The following is a 17,080-nucleotide window of genomic DNA, read 5'->3' on the forward strand; positions in this document are numbered from 1 at the left end:
GTCAGATTAAATCATTTCGTGACTACAACGATCATTTTCTCGCTGGATGTTGCACCGGAATCATTAGCAAGCTCGCATCGATATTCGTACGTGCCAACAGGTTTGTCATGAATAACCGTAATAGTAGTTTGTGCATTTGGCGTTCTATCATTAAGCACTTGCGTATCGATGAGAATCCCATTCTCGTATAAACGGTAAGTCGTACCGTTTGTTCCCCACCACATATTCATACTGACTTTAAAGTTCCCATTACCATCCCAGTTATCATGGGATAGAATGGGTACAGCCGGAGCCGCTTCTGTAACGGTTACCGTATGAACATCACTTCTCGTCGTGCCTGATGTATTGGTAAGCTCCGCATAGTAACGATAAGTTCCGTTTTTTCGAAGCAGATTGGATGTGACGGCAGTTTGCGCATTTGGCGAATGATCCGTGAGGGACTGCGTATCGATCAGTACGTCATTCTCATACAATTTATAGGTGGTACCGTTATTTCCCCACCACATGTTCATGGCTATCGCATACGTCCCGTCCTTTATTCCTGTATTGTATCCTTGATTGTCCGAGAGAACCGGTTTGCCAGGGATACCTTTCGGATCGGGCCTTGGCGATGGATTCACTTTCAACTGTCCGGTTCCCTCGCTGCCCAAGAGATATGCCGCATCATTTTGGCTGTAGAAAGCTTGAAGCGGGTAAATAGTCTCTTGATTCGGGTCGGCTTGTATTTGGATCTTGTAATTCAACATTGCAATCCCATCCGCATCGGTTACTGCCTCTCCAATAGGCTCACCCCCGTACACAGCAAAGGATACATTTTCCCCGGAGATCGCTTGACCGTTCTTATCATGCAGCTTAGCTTGCAGCAGCACCGTGTCATTGGCCCCTCCCTCAACGTCTGAAGTCTCCAGTATCGTGCTATGGTATAGCTTGAACGTCAATTTTTGCTCGGTTATTATTCCTGCCGGATCACCCGCTTGCACGACCAAGAGGTGCTCCCCTTTAGCCGTGATTGGTGTACCGGACGTCCATGGTTCTCCATCCAACAGAATCCGAGCTTCTAGAGCTTGACCTTCCTCCGTTTCCACCGTCACAACCGGAATGACCTCATCTGCATAACTTTCTCCTTCTGCAACACCTTGAACCGTGATGATTGGAGAAGCTGCATCATGGATCCATTGCGCAGTTCTGAATTTCTTGGAATCTTTGACCTCCCCGATTCCGGAACCCCATTCGATATACCCTTTCCGCCCCGGCCCATCATTATCGTTCACAAGGAAAGAGATACTTAGGGCTTCATTCGTACTCGGTTTGACCTGTGAAATCTCTGACCAAGGAAGTGCCATTTCATAGATCGTAAGCTTTTGCACTTCATCTCTTATTACCTGCAAGGAGCCATTCGTTACAAGTCCTTTAGCACCGGAATCCGGTGACAGCCAACGAAAGATTTGCGGTCCTTGCGGCGTATCGGAAATTCCCAGCTCATAATAGCCCCTATTCTCTCCTGGAATCCCAGCCATCATAGCAAACTGGATGCTGTCGTTCTTCCAGATTTCCTCTCCACTTGCAGGAGCGGAATGAACATCATCCTTTATTTTTGCCGTCAAATAGAAACTATCCGAATCCCAGTTCGCCCATATGCTGCCGTCCAAATCGGCCGGACCGGTATAATTCTGCATTTTGACCGTTCCCTTGGATAGCTCGACGATCGGGGTTTGTGCGATGACGCCGGGGTCAACGGTACCGTCCACCTCAACCGTACCGCGAATGATCGGATTGAAGTCAAAGTTTCCTTCATAAACAAAAGGTTCTTTTCCGTCAAGATATATAGTGACTTGGACCGGATAGCTAGCTCCAAAGTCAAAACCATGGAGCGGAATATCTATTGTATCTATAGTATCCGGCGGGATTACCAAGTCTATGGCTTGATTGCCGGATTGATTACCGAACTTCCAATCTATTTGTTGAACGCTGAGCCCTTGCGCCTTTGAATGGTTATTGATTTGCACCTTCAAGCCTTCATTCTTCGAACTCACCTCTGTAATCGTAGGAGTGACCCGGACACTATATGATGGAGCAGCCTGAATGATATGCTTTAAATGACCGATTTTCCTTCCATTCGCGGTCAAATCCACTTTGAGATATCGGGTACCTTCTTCTCTCCATCCAGGTAGAGTAAAAGTCTGCGAAGCTTTCTGGCCTGCTTCCGCGCTCAATGGGTACGATTCCCCTTCAACCGTAAACGAAACGGAGAGCGCTTTGCTTGAAGCATTATTCATCTCCATTTTAAGTGCGATAGGCTCGCCAACTACCGCCTCATCTCCTGTTAGGTTGAAGGTTGTGTCCATAGCAATGTCATCAATATCGCTTTTGATGTAAATCGGCTCTTCAGTAAGCGTCAAATACACTTTGCCTTCCATCGGTGTGTACGTCTCGGTATTCCCCATAATATCCATGATTTGAATCTGAGAATTCGTATTGATCACCGTTTGTACGGGGGTATTGGCCCAGATGACCCGCAAGTTCTGACCGTCCTTGTTAAACTTATAGCTCGATATATTCGCATCGAAGGATTCCCGATCAACGAATTGGGCACCGATAAGCTCTCTAGTCATCGCCGCATAAGCCGCATATGCAGGCTTCGGCGTAAATGCTCCTTTCGGGTCATTCGCATTCCGCAAGATGCCGAAGTTATCTTCATGGTAACCGCTATCCATGCCATCGTTCATCAAGTCGTACCAGAACACTTTTTCAACACCCTCTGCAAGTGCCTGGACATGAGTGCGCACGAGATAATCGGCTTGTGTATTTTCGCTAATGCCAATGCCGCCAATAGACGTCGGCCATCCAACCTCGGTGAACCAAATCGGCTTCAATTGCCCTTGATTATACTGACGAATCAGGTCCTGCGTGCTGCGCACGTTATCAACAATGCCATCCGGAGATCGCTGGCTTTGGTATGGGTGAATGGAGACAGCATCCATATACTGCAGCCCTCCAAGCTTGAACACCTCCTCCATCCAGCTGAGTGGCGTACCGGCAGTAGCCATCCCAACCACCGTGACATCGGGTCTGGCAGCTTTTACCGTTTCATAGGTTTTCTTTAGCAGCTGGAAGTAATAATCCGGGCGAGAGTCAGCGGGACCGTTGCCACGGTCACCGAATCCGCCGTTAAATTCGTTATAAACTTCGACCCAAGGGATTTGATCTCCATACAGATTCAACAGGGCTTTCCCGTAATCGGCGAATCCTTGACGGCCTTGATCCGTATATGGCGTACTGTTCTGATCATAGAATGGATGGGTATAGTCAAGGATGATGAATGGTTTGAGACCATCCTGTTGTGTTCTTTGCATGTAAGCATCGCGATTAGCAGGCTTGCGGTACTTCCCTTTTTCGTATTCGACTGCATCCCAAGGTATCTCATCTCGAAAGTTTTTGACGCCAGCCCGGGTCAGCAATTCGCTTAACTCAGGAGTCCATCCTTGAGGGGTTTCCCATGCAAGGTGTGTCGACATGCCAAACGGAGAACTGTCCGTTACAGTTGGATCCGTATTGGATAGACGAGCCAAAGATATCTCCGAGCTTTTGATCATCTGGCCATTCTTCACTGCGTCGATCGATAATTTAAAATAACCCAGCTGTTGTAAAGGAATGGATAGATTCAATTGCCCTCCCTGTACCCCTTCAATTCCCTCCAACACCTTATGATCCAAATGATCGTACATCCTCCAACTCACAGCATCTCCTTGCGTTGTGATTTGGAAGGCGACAGGTTCATTTTCCAAGAAAATATTTCCCATTCTGCTCTGTTGGATTGACAGATCGGGATAAGGCGCTGTTAACACAACATTATCCAATAGGATCTCTCCACTTGATTTGCCACTGTTCAACCCGGACTTTTCCAATAAAAATTCAATTTGCTGGATGGGACCATGCCATTTGCCATCGTTCGCTCCACCGAAATGCAGATAATTTTGACCGCTGTCAAATTTATAAATTTCGATTTTCTGCCAGTTTATCGTTGGTTTTAACGAGAGTTTTTGCTGATGTACTTGTCCGGTTGCATCCTTCAAGCGCAGTGAGATCGAAGACGCATCCGCCGTTTTTATCCAGAATGCAATCTTTTGTATCGAAAGCGGTGATAAGCTCTTACCGAGCGTAATATATTTGCCGCCAGCAGTGAAATCTCCCTGTAGTTTAGCCGCATATAATCCCGATTTGGGTTCAAGCGCATCTCGAACATATCGGCCGCTTGCTCCTGGAAAATCGGTGCCAAGACCCAGTTTCCATATATCAAAACCGTCCTCGAAAGTTCCGATCTTGTTTTCCCATAGAGGAGCTTGCTGGGGAGCGATAGCAGATACCGCATCAATCCACACGTCTCCGCTCGACTGATTACTGCTCAATCCGGCTTTCTCCAGCAGAATCCCGATCCCCTGCGCAGGTCCGTGCCACACGCCATCGTTAGCTCCATTGAAGTGGAGGTAACTTGCTCCACCGTTGAAGTTCGTAATTTCGATCTTCTGCCAAACTGCAGCTAAAGGTATGGATATTTTCTGCTGATGCACCTGACCGGTTGAATCCGTTACTCGCAGTACGATCGCTGTTGCATCGGCAGATTTAACCCAAAATTCAAGCTTCTGCATATCTAACGGAGTGAAATTTCTGCCTATCGCTACGTATTTTCCGCCACCGCTAAAATCCCCATGCAGCTTACCAGCGTACACACCCGATTGGGACACCGTTGAATCCCGTATATATTCGCCTTTCGCTCCGGGGAACTCAGTTCCCAAGCTAAGATTCCACACCTCTTCATCGCTTTCAAAATTGCCAATGACTATGCTCTGTAAAGATTCATCTGCATATGCTGCCAACTTGCTATTGAATAGGAGTCCGTTCATAGGCCAGGTCAATAATAGCAAAACCAACATGGAGCTTAACATCCACTTTTTTATTGCCATATCCTTTTACCTCCCTCTGCAGTATCATTTCAACCCCCGAATAGTAAGCGTTTTCATTTATTGCAATTGCATAGATCCATAATGCCAACCCAAAGCACGTCACTCACATCGGAGAACGTAAAGGTAATCTTCCGACTGTCCGGACTGAACGATGGATGCGGATGCCCCGGATGGACCCCACGGCAAGGCAGCTCGCACAGAAGTTTGGAACGCCTTGTCTCTATATCGATGAGCACGATCTTGGACATGCCTGGCTCCTGTGTATCCGCAACCGCGTATCGGCCATCGGGGCTAATGCCAACATGCCAATACCTGTAGTCTCCATTGATGAATTCATGCCGCTTTCCATGCTGATCCACGAATAAAATGCCCGAAGGTTGGTCCGGGCTATGAGGATACTTCACGAAGTATAAGCCGCTGCCGTCGAAAGCCCAAATTTCATGTCCCACGTATTCCACATGCTGACCGTATTCATCTTTTTTTTGCGAAAAAATATTGCGAGCGACTCCCGTTCTGGCATCTACAGTCCATAACCGATCCGGGATGTGTTCCGTTGCGCCTTCATGGGAGTAAAACAATAAATCCGGATCAACCGGATTAATCATGGCATGATTGGCTACAGGGTAGGGTTCTGCAAAATTCGGTCTAATGACCTCACGAATTTCCCCGCTTTCGGTATCCACCGTGCCGATGATCCAATACGTTTCTCTTAATGCAGGTTCAGAGGATATCAATCGCTGATTCTCTTGCCAATAAACACCCAATACCTTGCCGTTATTCGTAATCGATAAGGGTCCCAGAAATGTGCAATTGGATTCAAGCAGGCCAATTGTTCGGCGTTCACCGCTCCAGGCATCCATAGCGTAAAGTTCATTTTTGTCGAACAAATATAAAACATCATCGCAAGAAACGACGCCACGTCCCCAAGTCAACCCTTCCTCCAGCACCTGTACATCTCCCGTTTCCGAATCGACGCGAGCAACATTTCCCGTCAATGTTTGCCGATCGATATCCGTATGAACGATCAGATGCCGGCTATCCGAGAGCCAGGTCATAGCCGTCATATAATGATGCGCTGTATCATGTCCTTCACACCCGATTGCAAGGATCGGCAGTCCCGAAGTTGGGTCTGTGAATGATCTTCTCTTAAGCATGAAGCTCCCTCCTGTCTTGTAAGCCCCACTCTCTTCGAACATCTTGAACGAAGATACGCGTGAAGAGAAGCGGGGCTATTAAAAATTATGACAGCTATTTGATAACGACCTTGGAAAGCACTTCCTCGTCGATCTTCTTTGCTGCCGCAGCGAGCAAGGCCTTTACATCCGCATCTTTGTTTGAAAATACCTCCTGCAGGACGTTCGTCAATTCCGCATACGACTCTTGACCATTGTACGAAGGCTCCGGAACGCCTTTCATTAATTGGGTAACCTCAGGATCATACCTAAACACGTTATCCGGATATTGATTGACCAGTTCTTCAACTTTTTTGCCATATTCCGAGTCCGGTTTATAGTAAGCAGGTGCTCCATACATGTAGACTTGACCTTTAGCTTTCCGGTCTTCCAGGACCAGCTTCAGCTCATCAAGCCCGCTGTCTTTGAACAAATCGAAAGTGACATAATTAAAGGCCATTTGCTGTGTTTCCGCCGGTTCTTGCGGATTAATCACATCATAATTTCCACCGAGCACACCGGTGTGATCGCCGCCTTTTTCCATCGACGGGATTGGCAGAATAATCAGTTCTTCTTTCTTCATGCCGCCGTTATTGATCGCATCTTCGATGCGGTCGCCCAGCACCATCGCTGCCCGGCCTTGCTTGAATAAATTATAGACGTCACCGTAGTTCAAAGCCCAGTTTTGCGGAAGCGCATTGCCCTCCCACCTTAGTTGCTTCATGAACTCCATCGCCTTCACGCCCGCTTCGGAGTTGAAGGCCGAAGAAACCTTGCCATCGGCTACAACTTGCGTGGTGCCCCCTGCGCTGTACAAGAAATTAGTCCAGTTCCATCCGCCCTCATTGCCTTTGGCCATCATCGCAAATCCGGCAATGCCTTTAGCAGGGTCGGCCGTTGCTTTTGCCGCCGCATAGAAATCATCCCAGGTCCAGTCCGGCGTTGGCAGTGGAACATTCTTCTCTTCGAATAATTTTTTATTGATCATAACCGCCATGATATAACCATTGGCTGGGATGGCGTGCATCTTCCCATCAATCATAAATGGGCTTGCCAATTTCTCGTTGAAATCATTGGCATGCTCATAATTAGCCAGGAACGGCGTTAAATCTGTCAGCCATTGATGCTCTAGCAATACCTTTCCTTCGGTTGCAGGTACCCGGAAAAAAGAGGGTGCTTGATGAGCTGCCATTTTAATACCGATTTCATCCGGCGAATATTGCCAATCATTCTTTTTTAACGTTACATTAGGATACTGCTCCTGGAACCGATCGAGCCTTTTGTTAATAATCTCAATCCCTGCCAGATTATCCGCCTTTGGAAACTGAACCGTCATCGTAACTGGCGCCGCTTTGGTTTCCTTATTAGAGTCGGCAGACGATTCTCCGGAAGCCCCATGTTCTTTACTGCCGTTATTCCCGCTGCCACAAGCGCTTACGACCACCGAAAAAGCAAGCAGTGCAATGAGAAGCAGATTCTTTTTATTGGTTTTCACTCGTTTTTCCCCTTTCTGAATTGCAATAAGGTAGGTTGCACCTCCATCATACTTGGACGCTATTTTCGAATCGATGATGGATCCACGGATTGTGATGATGGATTCACGGAACTCTGTTACCCCTTGACGCCTGACAGGTTCAGACCATGCATAATATTTTTCTGAAAGAACAGAAAGAAGAGCAGCGGCGGTATCATAATTACCGTCAGCACACTGAACTTCACATTCCAGGTCATGACGAAAGACTGAATAACATCGCGGTACACCACGGTCGCAAGCGGATATTTCTCGGGCGAGGTCAAGACAAGCGACGGCCAGAACCAATCATTCCATGTCGATGTGAATGCAAAGATAAGCAAAGTCGAGAACACCGGAACAGACATCGGTATGGCAAGCCGGAAAAAACAGCGAAGTTCGGATGCCCCATCCAGGCGGCCCGCTTCGAATAATTCCTTGTTAATGCCATCGAAAAAGCTTCTTAACAGCATAATGTTAAATGCGCTCGCCCCTGCCGGCAACCAGAATGCCCAATAGGAGTCGATCAATCCAAGGCTTTGCAGGTTTAAAAAGTTAGGAATCATATACGTCGCGCTTGGGATCATGAGCGTGCTCATAATAAAGATCGTGATTCCCTTGCGAAACGGAAGCTTCATCTGGGAGAGACTAAACGCTGCGAGACTAACGATCATTAAAGAAACAACGGCATTTCCGCCAAAAAGAAGCAGCGTATTTATAAAAGGCCGGATTATATCCACATATTTGAATCCCTCAATATAATTGCTCCATTGAAATTGATGCGGGAATAGGCTGGGTGGAAACGTAAATATTTCCTGATTCGTCTTAAAAGAAGAGAAGACCGTCGTTGCAAATGGATACAGCATGGTCACGGCAAGTGCAAGAAGCACAAGCAGCATAAGCGCATACCCGATCTGAACCGTCCTTTTTTTGAAATCAAACGAAGACATAATACTGCGTTCCCGATTGCTCATGCTTCTTTGCTCCTTCCTTGAATGTAATAAAGTACCATCGAGAGCGAGGTAAGCACCAGAAACATCAGCACTCCCATCGCCGAAGCTCTTCCGTAATTCAAATTCGTAAATGCTTCATTAATGATCTGGTACATATACGTAAGCGTTGAGTTGTTCGGACCGCCACCGGTGAGAGCCATATGAGTCATAAAACCTTGTGACGTGCTGATCAACTGCATGATGAACATTAAGACATAAATGTGGCGAATGCCAGGAATCGTAATATGGCGGATTCGCTGCAGGACTCCCGCTCCGTCGATTTCGGCTGCCTCGTACAAATCTTTGGGGATGCCTACAATAGCTGCCAAATAGATCAGCGTCGTTCCACCAAATCCTTGCCACGTTTCTGCGATCACAATGGAGAGCATAGCTATGCTTTTATCGGTTAACCACATAAATTGATGACTACCAAGCCAGGCTGCGATTTGATTCACCGGTCCTAGTGGATCGTACAGCCATTGCCACATGCCATAAAGCACGACAGCTGGAACGATATGCGGCAAATACACAATTAACCGCATCCCCCCTTGAAACCGGCGCAGCTCGGAGATTGCCATGGCAACGATACTGGGGACCCAGAAGCCAAGCAGTACGCAAAGCAGCATATAATAAAGCGTATTTCTGATCGAGATTAGAAGGGTACTATTCGCCAAAACCTCACGGTAATTGTTCAGACCAATAAATTCATTGCCGCCAACGAAGTCTACCCGCATAAAGCTGTATATTACCCCTTTAACAATCGGTGTCCAAAGAAACAAACAAAAGACGATAAGTGCCGGCAGCAGGAATAGAATCCCCCACATGTAATCTTTGCTTTTTTTGATAAGCGGGTGTACCAAGTCTCTTTGCTCAACCCTGTCGAATTGCGAGAACACCCCCCCACATCCTTTCTATGTTGGTATACCACTTATTTTATAGAAAGGTGGATACGCTTCCCATGACGGCTCCTCTCAACTCCATGACGGATTCTATCCAAAAAAAACCGCCCTTCCCCGGGCGGTTCCAAATCAGGCGATATAGACGGCGAGTTCTTGCTCGGACTGGATTACGGGAAGCTTGATCAATGCTCTTGTTCCGCCCTCTTCCCGTGCGAAATAAGTCAGTCCATATTCCTTTCCGAACCTTAACTGAATTCGTTTATGTACATTGCGGATGCCAAAACCTTTATCTGGATCAGCCGTGCCTGACAGAATCGCCTCAACTTTCTCCAAATCAAGGGGACGAAAACCGTTATCCTCAACGGATATAAACAAGGAGTCTCCGGAAACACTTATGCCGATCCAGACTTCCCCCTCCCCATCCATTTTTCCGATGCCATGGAGAATACTATTTTCCACGAGGGGTTGCATAATGACTTTTGGCAGCAAACAGTAATCCGTTCCTTCTTCCGTATGGATGTGGAAGCGGAAGGAGTGATTGTAACGCTTTTCCTGCAGATGCAAATAGGCCTCGACGTGGCTCAACTCTTCCCGAATCGTAATGATTTCTTTGCCCCGGCTTAGGCCGATCCGCAGCATCGTGGACAAATCCCTGACCATGTCCGCGACCTCTGGTACGCCCCCGCGAAGCCCGTACCAATAGACGGAATCTAGCGTATTGTACAGCAAATGCGGCGTGATTTGGGAATGCATCAAATTCAGTTCAGACTCTTTTTGCTTGATTTCCATTACGTATTTTTCTTTGACCAATTGGTTCAATCGTTCTGTCATCAAATAAAATGAACGGTATGAAGTGCCAATTTCATCCTTGCGGTCTTCTTCCGCATATCTTTTCATTTCTTTACCTGGTTCATAGGAACGGGAGAGACTGGCCAATCTCGCCAACGGTCTTAGAACTGACTTGCCTAAATAGAATAAGAAGAACAAAAGAACGATGAAATAACATACCGCGATGATCCGTATAATCCCTTGTACTTCATTATAGGAACCTAATAATGAGCGGAGCGGAATCTCATAAATAAGCCGATTGGCATACGAAACACTGTCATGGTAGACGTACATATGACTTTCCGTAACCCATACGCCGGGCAAAAGCTCTTTACCATTCTCAGGTATGGTGAAGGTTGGTCCCACAGCATCTAGGCCTACCAATACCGTTCCTTTCCTATCTGTTAGATATACTCTTGTATCTACCGGGAGGGTAATAGAGTTTATTTCCGTCATCAGCAATTTTTCGATTTCTGTGGCTGCTATAACACTGATCGGTTTCCCGCCATGAGAAAGGTCTATAACAGCCCTTATTAGGGCTATCGTTTTGTGCGAATCCTGATTGAAGCCAAATTGCTCAATATGCTCTATCAGGACCTCTCCATCCATCTCTGCCGCTTTTCGAATCCAAGCTTTTTCATCCAGACTCTCGATAAAAAAGACACCTGCGCCGGATACATGAGTAGAAGGTGCAAACTCATAGTTTCCAGGGTGCTTGGTCAGCACGAACAAAGAATAGTTCACATTAGTCGAATAATTGCTAAGTACATTCTCCGTTGCGATGTATTTGTGCAAGCTTCGGTCAACACCGGATTGGCTGTCGTCTCTCCATTGCTGGATTGTATCGGAGCTCATGATGGTTACCAGCTTCTGATCTACAGCATCCATGACGCGATCCATCGTCGCATGATTTTGTTTGTTCAATTCGGACAAGGCTTCCCCCACCTGCATTTTGATCGAGAGTGAGGCGCGATTGGAAGCAAACCAGAAAATGAGAAGCATGGGAATGAAGATAAATACGATGACAAAAAGTACAGCCTTCTTCGTTAATCGTTGTGATTGCAGGCTTCTAAACAATGTAGTTTCACTCCGATCGGACGGAATTAGGGCTCTCCCCATAATATCTTTTGAACACACGGCTAAAATGCTCGGGTGATTCATAACCAACTTCATCCGCAATTTCATAGCGTTTTTTTGGCGTGCTGACGAGCAGGTATCTGGCTTCCTCCAGTCGCAGCCTGGTCACGAATTCCCATACCGTCTCACCGACAATTTGCTTGAATAAATAACTCAGATAGTTTGGACTCAAATGCACAGAATCAGCAATATCCTGTATTTTCAGCCCCTTATTTCGGAAATTCAAGCGGATATATCCAACCGATTGCTGAACGATCGCCTGATCACGATCCGCCAATGATGCAAGGATAAGCTCGGCAGCCTCCGCTAAAAAGGCACAGAGCCGATCCTTGATCTCTGAGCCTGTAAGCGGAAACCGAAAGTACAGGATGGGATCAAGCTCTATATATTTTTCACCTATCGTCTCTTTCATTTCCAATAAAACGGTGTAAACTCTGTAAGCAATGCTTAACGGGATGCCCGCAGTCGAGTCATTGCTATCAAAAACAGGGGAAATCTCCGAGATAAAACATTGAATATCCTCCTGTACCCCCTCCAGTTTTTTTCCGGTTCTTATCCTTTGCGCCAATTGTTCTGTTTTTTCTTGCCAATTCACCTGACCCGACGCTTCCTTCAAAGAAAAATCCTCGGCGTAAAAAACATTATGATTATCATATAACGCATGCCATTTGACAGCTTTGACCGAATCACGATAGCTTTCTGGGAGTATGTGCAGTCCAGGCCTTATAGAGCTAATGCCAACAACCGCCTTTAAATGCAAGTAGGATTGAATATGCGTAACGATCTTTTTCCCGATCAAATTCATTTTCGCTACATGCTCCTGATCCCGCTCTTTATGATCCGCCTCGCTAAACTGCATGATGGTAATGATTTGATTGCCTTGGCCATAAAAAGCTACCGCATTCCAGTCCGCCAATGTCTCTTCGATAATATTAACTGTCGCATACTTCAGCAAATTGCGGTCCCTCAGCTTCTGGATAACCTCCTCCTCGGCTCCGGAGCGCCCCCATGAGAGCTCGGTAACAAGCAGCAGGTAATAAGGACCTTCAAATTTTAGACCAATTTGTTCAAAAATAAATAGATAATCATCGGATTTTTCCAATGATCCGGCAATCACTTCATTTAAAATATAGGATCGCAAAGATAACATTCCCGTCATCGAGAATTTAAGCTTTAATGATTCTTCCAATAGCCGCTTATATTTTTTATCGCGGTTTGACAGCTCGGCGCCAACCACCTTGGTCAATTGTGACAACTGAACAGGTTTGATTAAATAATCCCTTGCCCCTAGCCGTATACATTGCTGCGCATATTCAAATTCATCATGTGCCGATATGACAACAACGGGAATATCCGGTTTTTCGGATAAAATAGATTCCATCAACTCGATCCCGTTCATCCCATCCATCTGAATATCTGTCAGCACGAGATCAATAGACTCCATCCGCAAATAATCCAAGGCTTCGTAACCGTTGGAGGCAATCAAAACCTGCGTGATGCTTAAATCGGATATCTCCAGAAATTCCTTGATGCCTTGGCATACAATCGCCTCATCATCTACTACCAATATAGTGTACATTCCTGTCAGTCCCCTCCTTGACGCGATGGAACGATTCTCCCATAAATTATAGGTGCAATGGGTTACTATTTTTCATTATGCAATCCGCATTCGGGTCTTGTCGATGATCAATTCTTTGGGGAGTATGATATTTTCCATGCTTATAGCAAAAAGGCGATAGCTAAAAAGCTATCGCCTTACAATGAAGTCTGCAAGTTCATTTTACGTAAAAAGAGAGCGCTGCCGCTTGCTAGCCACGATTAAGCCTGGCGATCATCTCATTCATTATCTCTTCTGTGAAGGAGCCGCCGCTAAATGTGCTCAAGGCCCGGAGCGGCAGGTTATTGATCATCGCCTCCATCATTCCGCTGAATTCTTTATCTTCCTGCAATTTTGCAAACGGATGGGTTAATAGAATATGATCTAGCTCCTGCCGTGCTTTACTACCCACAGACGGATCGGCCAATAAATCGCAGATCAGGGTATTGCGATCAATCCGAAGCGGCAAAGCTGCTGTCGATCTGACCATGACCTTTTGAGCCAGTTCAATCTCCGCGGATGACTTGCCAATCAGTATTTCGAATTCCCCGGTCTCTACATGCCAGCTGTTCATGTCCACGTTGTAGTAGGAGAACGCGCGATGATCCAGATGGAAAGTGACAGCGCGGGATGCTCCCGGTTCCAGGAAAATCTTCTGGAAGCCCTTCAGCTCCTTCTCCGGACGCAAGACGGTGCTTTGCACATCCCTTACATACAATTGTACAATCTCCTGTCCCGGCCGATTCCCGGCATTATGGACAGTGACGGTAACCGTCAGTTCCTCATTATCCTGGATATCGTCCGCATGGATCTCCAAATCCTGGTACGTAAATGCAGTGTAGCTCAACCCAAACCCAAACGGGAATAACGGCTGAATCTTTTTGGCTTCGTAGTGGCGGTAGCCTACAAAGATCCCCTCCCGATAATCAACGCGATCTCCTTCGCCCGGGAAATTCAAATAACTCGGATTGTCTTCAAGCCGTAGCGGGAAAGTCTCCGCTAATTTACCTGAAGGGTTGGCCTCGCCAAATAACAATGCGGCGATTGCGCTTCCGGATGCCTGTCCGCCCAAATAAGCTTCGAAAAGTCCTTTGACCTTGCCGAGCCAAGGCATCTCAACGGGGGCTCCATTGCTTAACACCGCTACCACATTCGGCTGAACCTCTGCGATCGCTTCAATCAAAGCAATCTGATTGTACGGTATTCTCAGATGTTCGCGATCGTATCCCTCAGACTCGCAACGATCGGGAAGACCGATAAACAAGATGGCTGCATCGCTCTGCTTCGCTGCCTCCTGCGCATCCCGGATAAGCTCCTCCACCACTTCGTCATGCTCAAGCGCATAACCCGGTTCATATCGCACCTTCGTACTGCCAACCAGGTGGGTAATTTCCTCAAGCGCATAATCCAGACGGGTAGGGTGGATATGCGAACTGCCTCCTCCTTGATAGCGCGGCGTTTGAGCTAACGCCCCAATGACCGCCACTTGGCTCGCCCTGGATAAGGGCAGAATCTGCCCCTCGTTCTTCAACAGAACGGTGCTCTCGACCGCGGCTTCCTTAGCCAACTCATGATGCTTCATCTTGTCGTAAACCACATTTTCCTTCTTGCCGTCCATCGCTTTAAAGATAATTCGAAGCAGCCGCTCAACCGCCTGATCCAACCGTTTCTCCGACAGTTCCCCCTTTCGGACAGTCGCGATGATTTTGGCTTCCCCGCCGCCGTTGCTCGTCGGCATTTCGAGCTCAAGCCCTGCTTGCAAGGCGTCGACACGCTCATTGACAGCTCCCCAATCAGATACGACAAATCCTTGAAAATTCCACTCGTCTCTCAAAATATCGCTAAGCAAGCGCTTATTCTCGGAGGCAAATTCCCCATTGACCTTGTTATATGCGCACATGACCGTCCACGGCTGCGATCGCTTGACCGCATTTTCGAAGCTGGCCAGATAGATTTCTCTTAATGTCCGCTCATCTACTGTTACATCGGTTGACATTCTCCGATATTCCTGATTATTAGCGGCAAAATGCTTTAATGAAGTCCCGACGCCCTGGCTCTGCACACCTTGAATATGGCTAGCGGCCATTTCCGAAGACAAATACGGATCCTCAGAGAAGTATTCAAAATTTCTGCCGCAGAGCGGTGAGCGTTTAATATTAGCACCTGGCCCTAGTAAAATCGCCACATCCTCAGCCTGGCATTCTTCCCCAAGCGCCGTTCCAACCCGTTCGAGCAGCTCCCGGTTCCAACTGCTCGCTAACCCTGCTGCAGAGGGAAAGCAGGTAGCCGGCACACTTTGGTTAAACCCCAGATGGTCCGCTGTGCCGATCTGTTTACGAAGCCCGTGCGGTCCATCGGTTACCATGATCGAAGGAATCCCCAGACGCTCAATGCCCTTCAGATTCCAGAAGTCGGCCCCCGAACACATCGCTGCTTTCTCCTGCAGCGTCATCTGCCGAATAATCGATTGAATATCTCTTGTCGTCATTTTATATAACCTCCCATACAGATACAGAAATTTGAATATCATTATTGGTTTTGAGTCATTTCCTTCAGTTCTTGAATAATAGCTGGGAATTTCTTATCCAACTGATAGACATAAAGAATCAGGATTGCCAAAATGCTGATAACCAGCGGAGCGTACAGGTACACCATCTTGATCACCTCAATGGCTTGCCCGGATTGATTGGCCAGCGTTCCGTCATATCCGCCAAACGCCAGCGACCAGCCTACGGCCGCTCCTCCCAGACCGCTCCCGACCTTGGTTCCGAAGCTGCCCGCACTGTAGACCAATCCCTCGGAGCGAATGCCTGTCTTCCATTCCCCATACTCAATCGTGTCCGCCAGCATCGCGAACATCGTTCCTACCAGCGGAGCCATGAATAACGCCTTGACTACAGTTCCAATCAGAATAACGTTGAAATTGTACGGGTCGATCATAATGATCGCAATGCCTATCATTCCAAGCACACTGGCGGATAAAGCCGTGTTGCGTTTACCGAAGCGCTTGACCAGCGGTGCAGTAAGCGGGATACCGATCAGCATGGGCAGCAGACTCGCCAGCCCCAATGGGCCTACCAGATCGGGATTCTCCAAGATATACTTGGCGTAATAGGCATTCAGCCCGCTGGTCAAAGCGCTGCCTATATAGACAACCAGACAAAATGCCACCATAAGCAGCCAGTATTTATTGCGGAACAAGGCGGGCAGCGCTCTCTTCAAAGGCACCTTTTTAGCGGCAACAACAGGCTTAACCCGCTCCTTCGTCGCCTTAAACGTAATTAGATACATAAACGGCGCAAGCGCTCCAATAATCAGAAAAGCAAGGAACCAGCCCGTCTTGCCTCCGCCGAAATGATTCACCATAGGCATCGTAACGAAAGTAATTAATGCCGCTCCGGCCATAGCCAGCGTCATTCTGAAAATATTCAGCAGAGAACGCTGGTATGGATCCTGGGTAATCAGCGCATTCAGCGTACCGTAAGGGATATTAATCGCTGTATAGATCAAATTTACCAGCAAATAAGTTGCGTAAGCGTATACAATTGCTCCGGTCGGTCCAAGCTCAGGCGCATAAAACAAAAGGATCAAGCTTCCTCCGAACGGCACGCTCATCCATAGCAGCCAAGGCCGCGCTTTGCCATGCTTGCTGTCTGTCCGGTCTACGATAGCGCCCATTACGATATCCGCACCGCCGTCAATAACTCGAACCAAAAGCATCATAGTCCCGATCACGGCCGGCGCTATTCCAATAATGTCAGTATAAAAAATGCTTAGAAAAGTACCAATTACGGTAAACACAAGGCTGGTCGTAAAATCACCAATGCCATAACCAAGCTTCTCTCTAAAGGAAACAGGAACATATCCTGCTTCATTGTACTTATTTTCACTTGCATCCACTCTCATATCCCCCTGTTCATGCTGTCAGGACTATCGCACTCTCCGCGGCAAAATCCACAGAGAGTGCAATAAATATCCGCTTTG

9 protein-coding genes are annotated in these 17,080 nt (G+C 47.3%); all 9 read right to left on the bottom strand.

Annotated elements, in window-relative coordinates; all coding sequences use genetic code 11:
* Window positions 1-11 precede the first annotated feature (11 nt).
* Window positions 12-4,961 carry a sugar-binding protein gene (locus BN1360_RS23780; protein WP_068782310.1) on the bottom strand — a complete coding sequence of 1,650 codons (4,950 nt, stop codon included), beginning with the start codon at window positions 4,959-4,961 and terminating at the stop codon, window positions 12-14.
* A gap of 53 nt (window positions 4,962-5,014) precedes the next feature.
* Window positions 5,015-6,115, bottom strand: coding sequence for a TolB family protein (locus BN1360_RS23785; RefSeq protein ID WP_068782311.1), 1,101 nt, complete (start codon window positions 6,113-6,115; stop codon window positions 5,015-5,017).
* 94 nt (window positions 6,116-6,209) lie between these two features.
* Window positions 6,210-7,628 (bottom strand): ABC transporter substrate-binding protein, encoded by a 1,419-nt coding sequence (locus BN1360_RS23790; protein WP_068782312.1) that lies wholly within the window; start codon window positions 7,626-7,628, stop codon window positions 6,210-6,212.
* A 116-nt stretch (window positions 7,629-7,744) separates the two neighbouring features.
* Entirely contained in the window at window positions 7,745-8,617 is an 873-nt protein-coding gene (locus BN1360_RS23795) for a carbohydrate ABC transporter permease (RefSeq protein ID WP_068782313.1), read from the bottom strand.
* Window positions 8,614-9,531 carry a carbohydrate ABC transporter permease gene (locus tag BN1360_RS23800; RefSeq protein ID WP_229521092.1) on the bottom strand — a complete coding sequence of 306 codons (918 nt, stop codon included), beginning with the start codon at window positions 9,529-9,531 and terminating at the stop codon, window positions 8,614-8,616. Before BN1360_RS23800 ends, BN1360_RS23795 begins: the two co-directional genes overlap by 4 nt.
* A gap of 132 nt (window positions 9,532-9,663) precedes the next feature.
* Window positions 9,664-11,439: a cache domain-containing sensor histidine kinase gene (locus BN1360_RS23805; RefSeq protein ID WP_068782314.1), complete on the bottom strand. Its 1,776-nt coding sequence runs from the start codon at window positions 11,437-11,439 to the stop codon at window positions 9,664-9,666.
* 7 nt (window positions 11,440-11,446) lie between these two features.
* Entirely contained in the window at window positions 11,447-13,078 is a 1,632-nt protein-coding gene (locus tag BN1360_RS23810; RefSeq protein ID WP_068782315.1) for a response regulator, read from the bottom strand.
* 229 nt (window positions 13,079-13,307) lie between these two features.
* Window positions 13,308-15,584, bottom strand: coding sequence for a beta-glucosidase family protein (locus tag BN1360_RS23815; RefSeq protein ID WP_068782316.1), 2,277 nt, complete (start codon window positions 15,582-15,584; stop codon window positions 13,308-13,310).
* A gap of 41 nt (window positions 15,585-15,625) precedes the next feature.
* Window positions 15,626-16,996 carry an MFS transporter gene (locus BN1360_RS23820; protein ID WP_229521093.1) on the bottom strand — a complete coding sequence of 457 codons (1,371 nt, stop codon included), beginning with the start codon at window positions 16,994-16,996 and terminating at the stop codon, window positions 15,626-15,628.
* Window positions 16,997-17,080: the final 84 nt, after the last annotated feature.

Origin of the sequence: Paenibacillus sp. GM2 (assembly GCF_900069005.2) — a bacterium.
Taxonomy (GTDB): domain Bacteria; phylum Bacillota; class Bacilli; order Paenibacillales; family Paenibacillaceae; genus Fontibacillus.

What these genes read in the sequence shown, in the direction of transcription:
- BN1360_RS23780 (WP_068782310.1), bottom strand. Translation starts at nt 4,961, where the DNA reads ATGGCAATAAAAAAGTGGATGTTAAGCTCCATGTTGGTTTTGCTATTA.
- BN1360_RS23785 (WP_068782311.1), bottom strand. Translation starts at nt 6,115, where the DNA reads ATGCTTAAGAGAAGATCATTCACAGACCCAACTTCGGGACTGCCGATC.
- BN1360_RS23795 (WP_068782313.1), bottom strand. Translation starts at nt 8,617, where the DNA reads ATGAGCAATCGGGAACGCAGTATTATGTCTTCGTTTGATTTCAAAAAA.
- BN1360_RS23810 (WP_068782315.1), bottom strand. Translation starts at nt 13,078, where the DNA reads ATGTACACTATATTGGTAGTAGATGATGAGGCGATTGTATGCCAAGGC.
- BN1360_RS23815 (WP_068782316.1), bottom strand. Translation starts at nt 15,584, where the DNA reads ATGACGACAAGAGATATTCAATCGATTATTCGGCAGATGACGCTGCAG.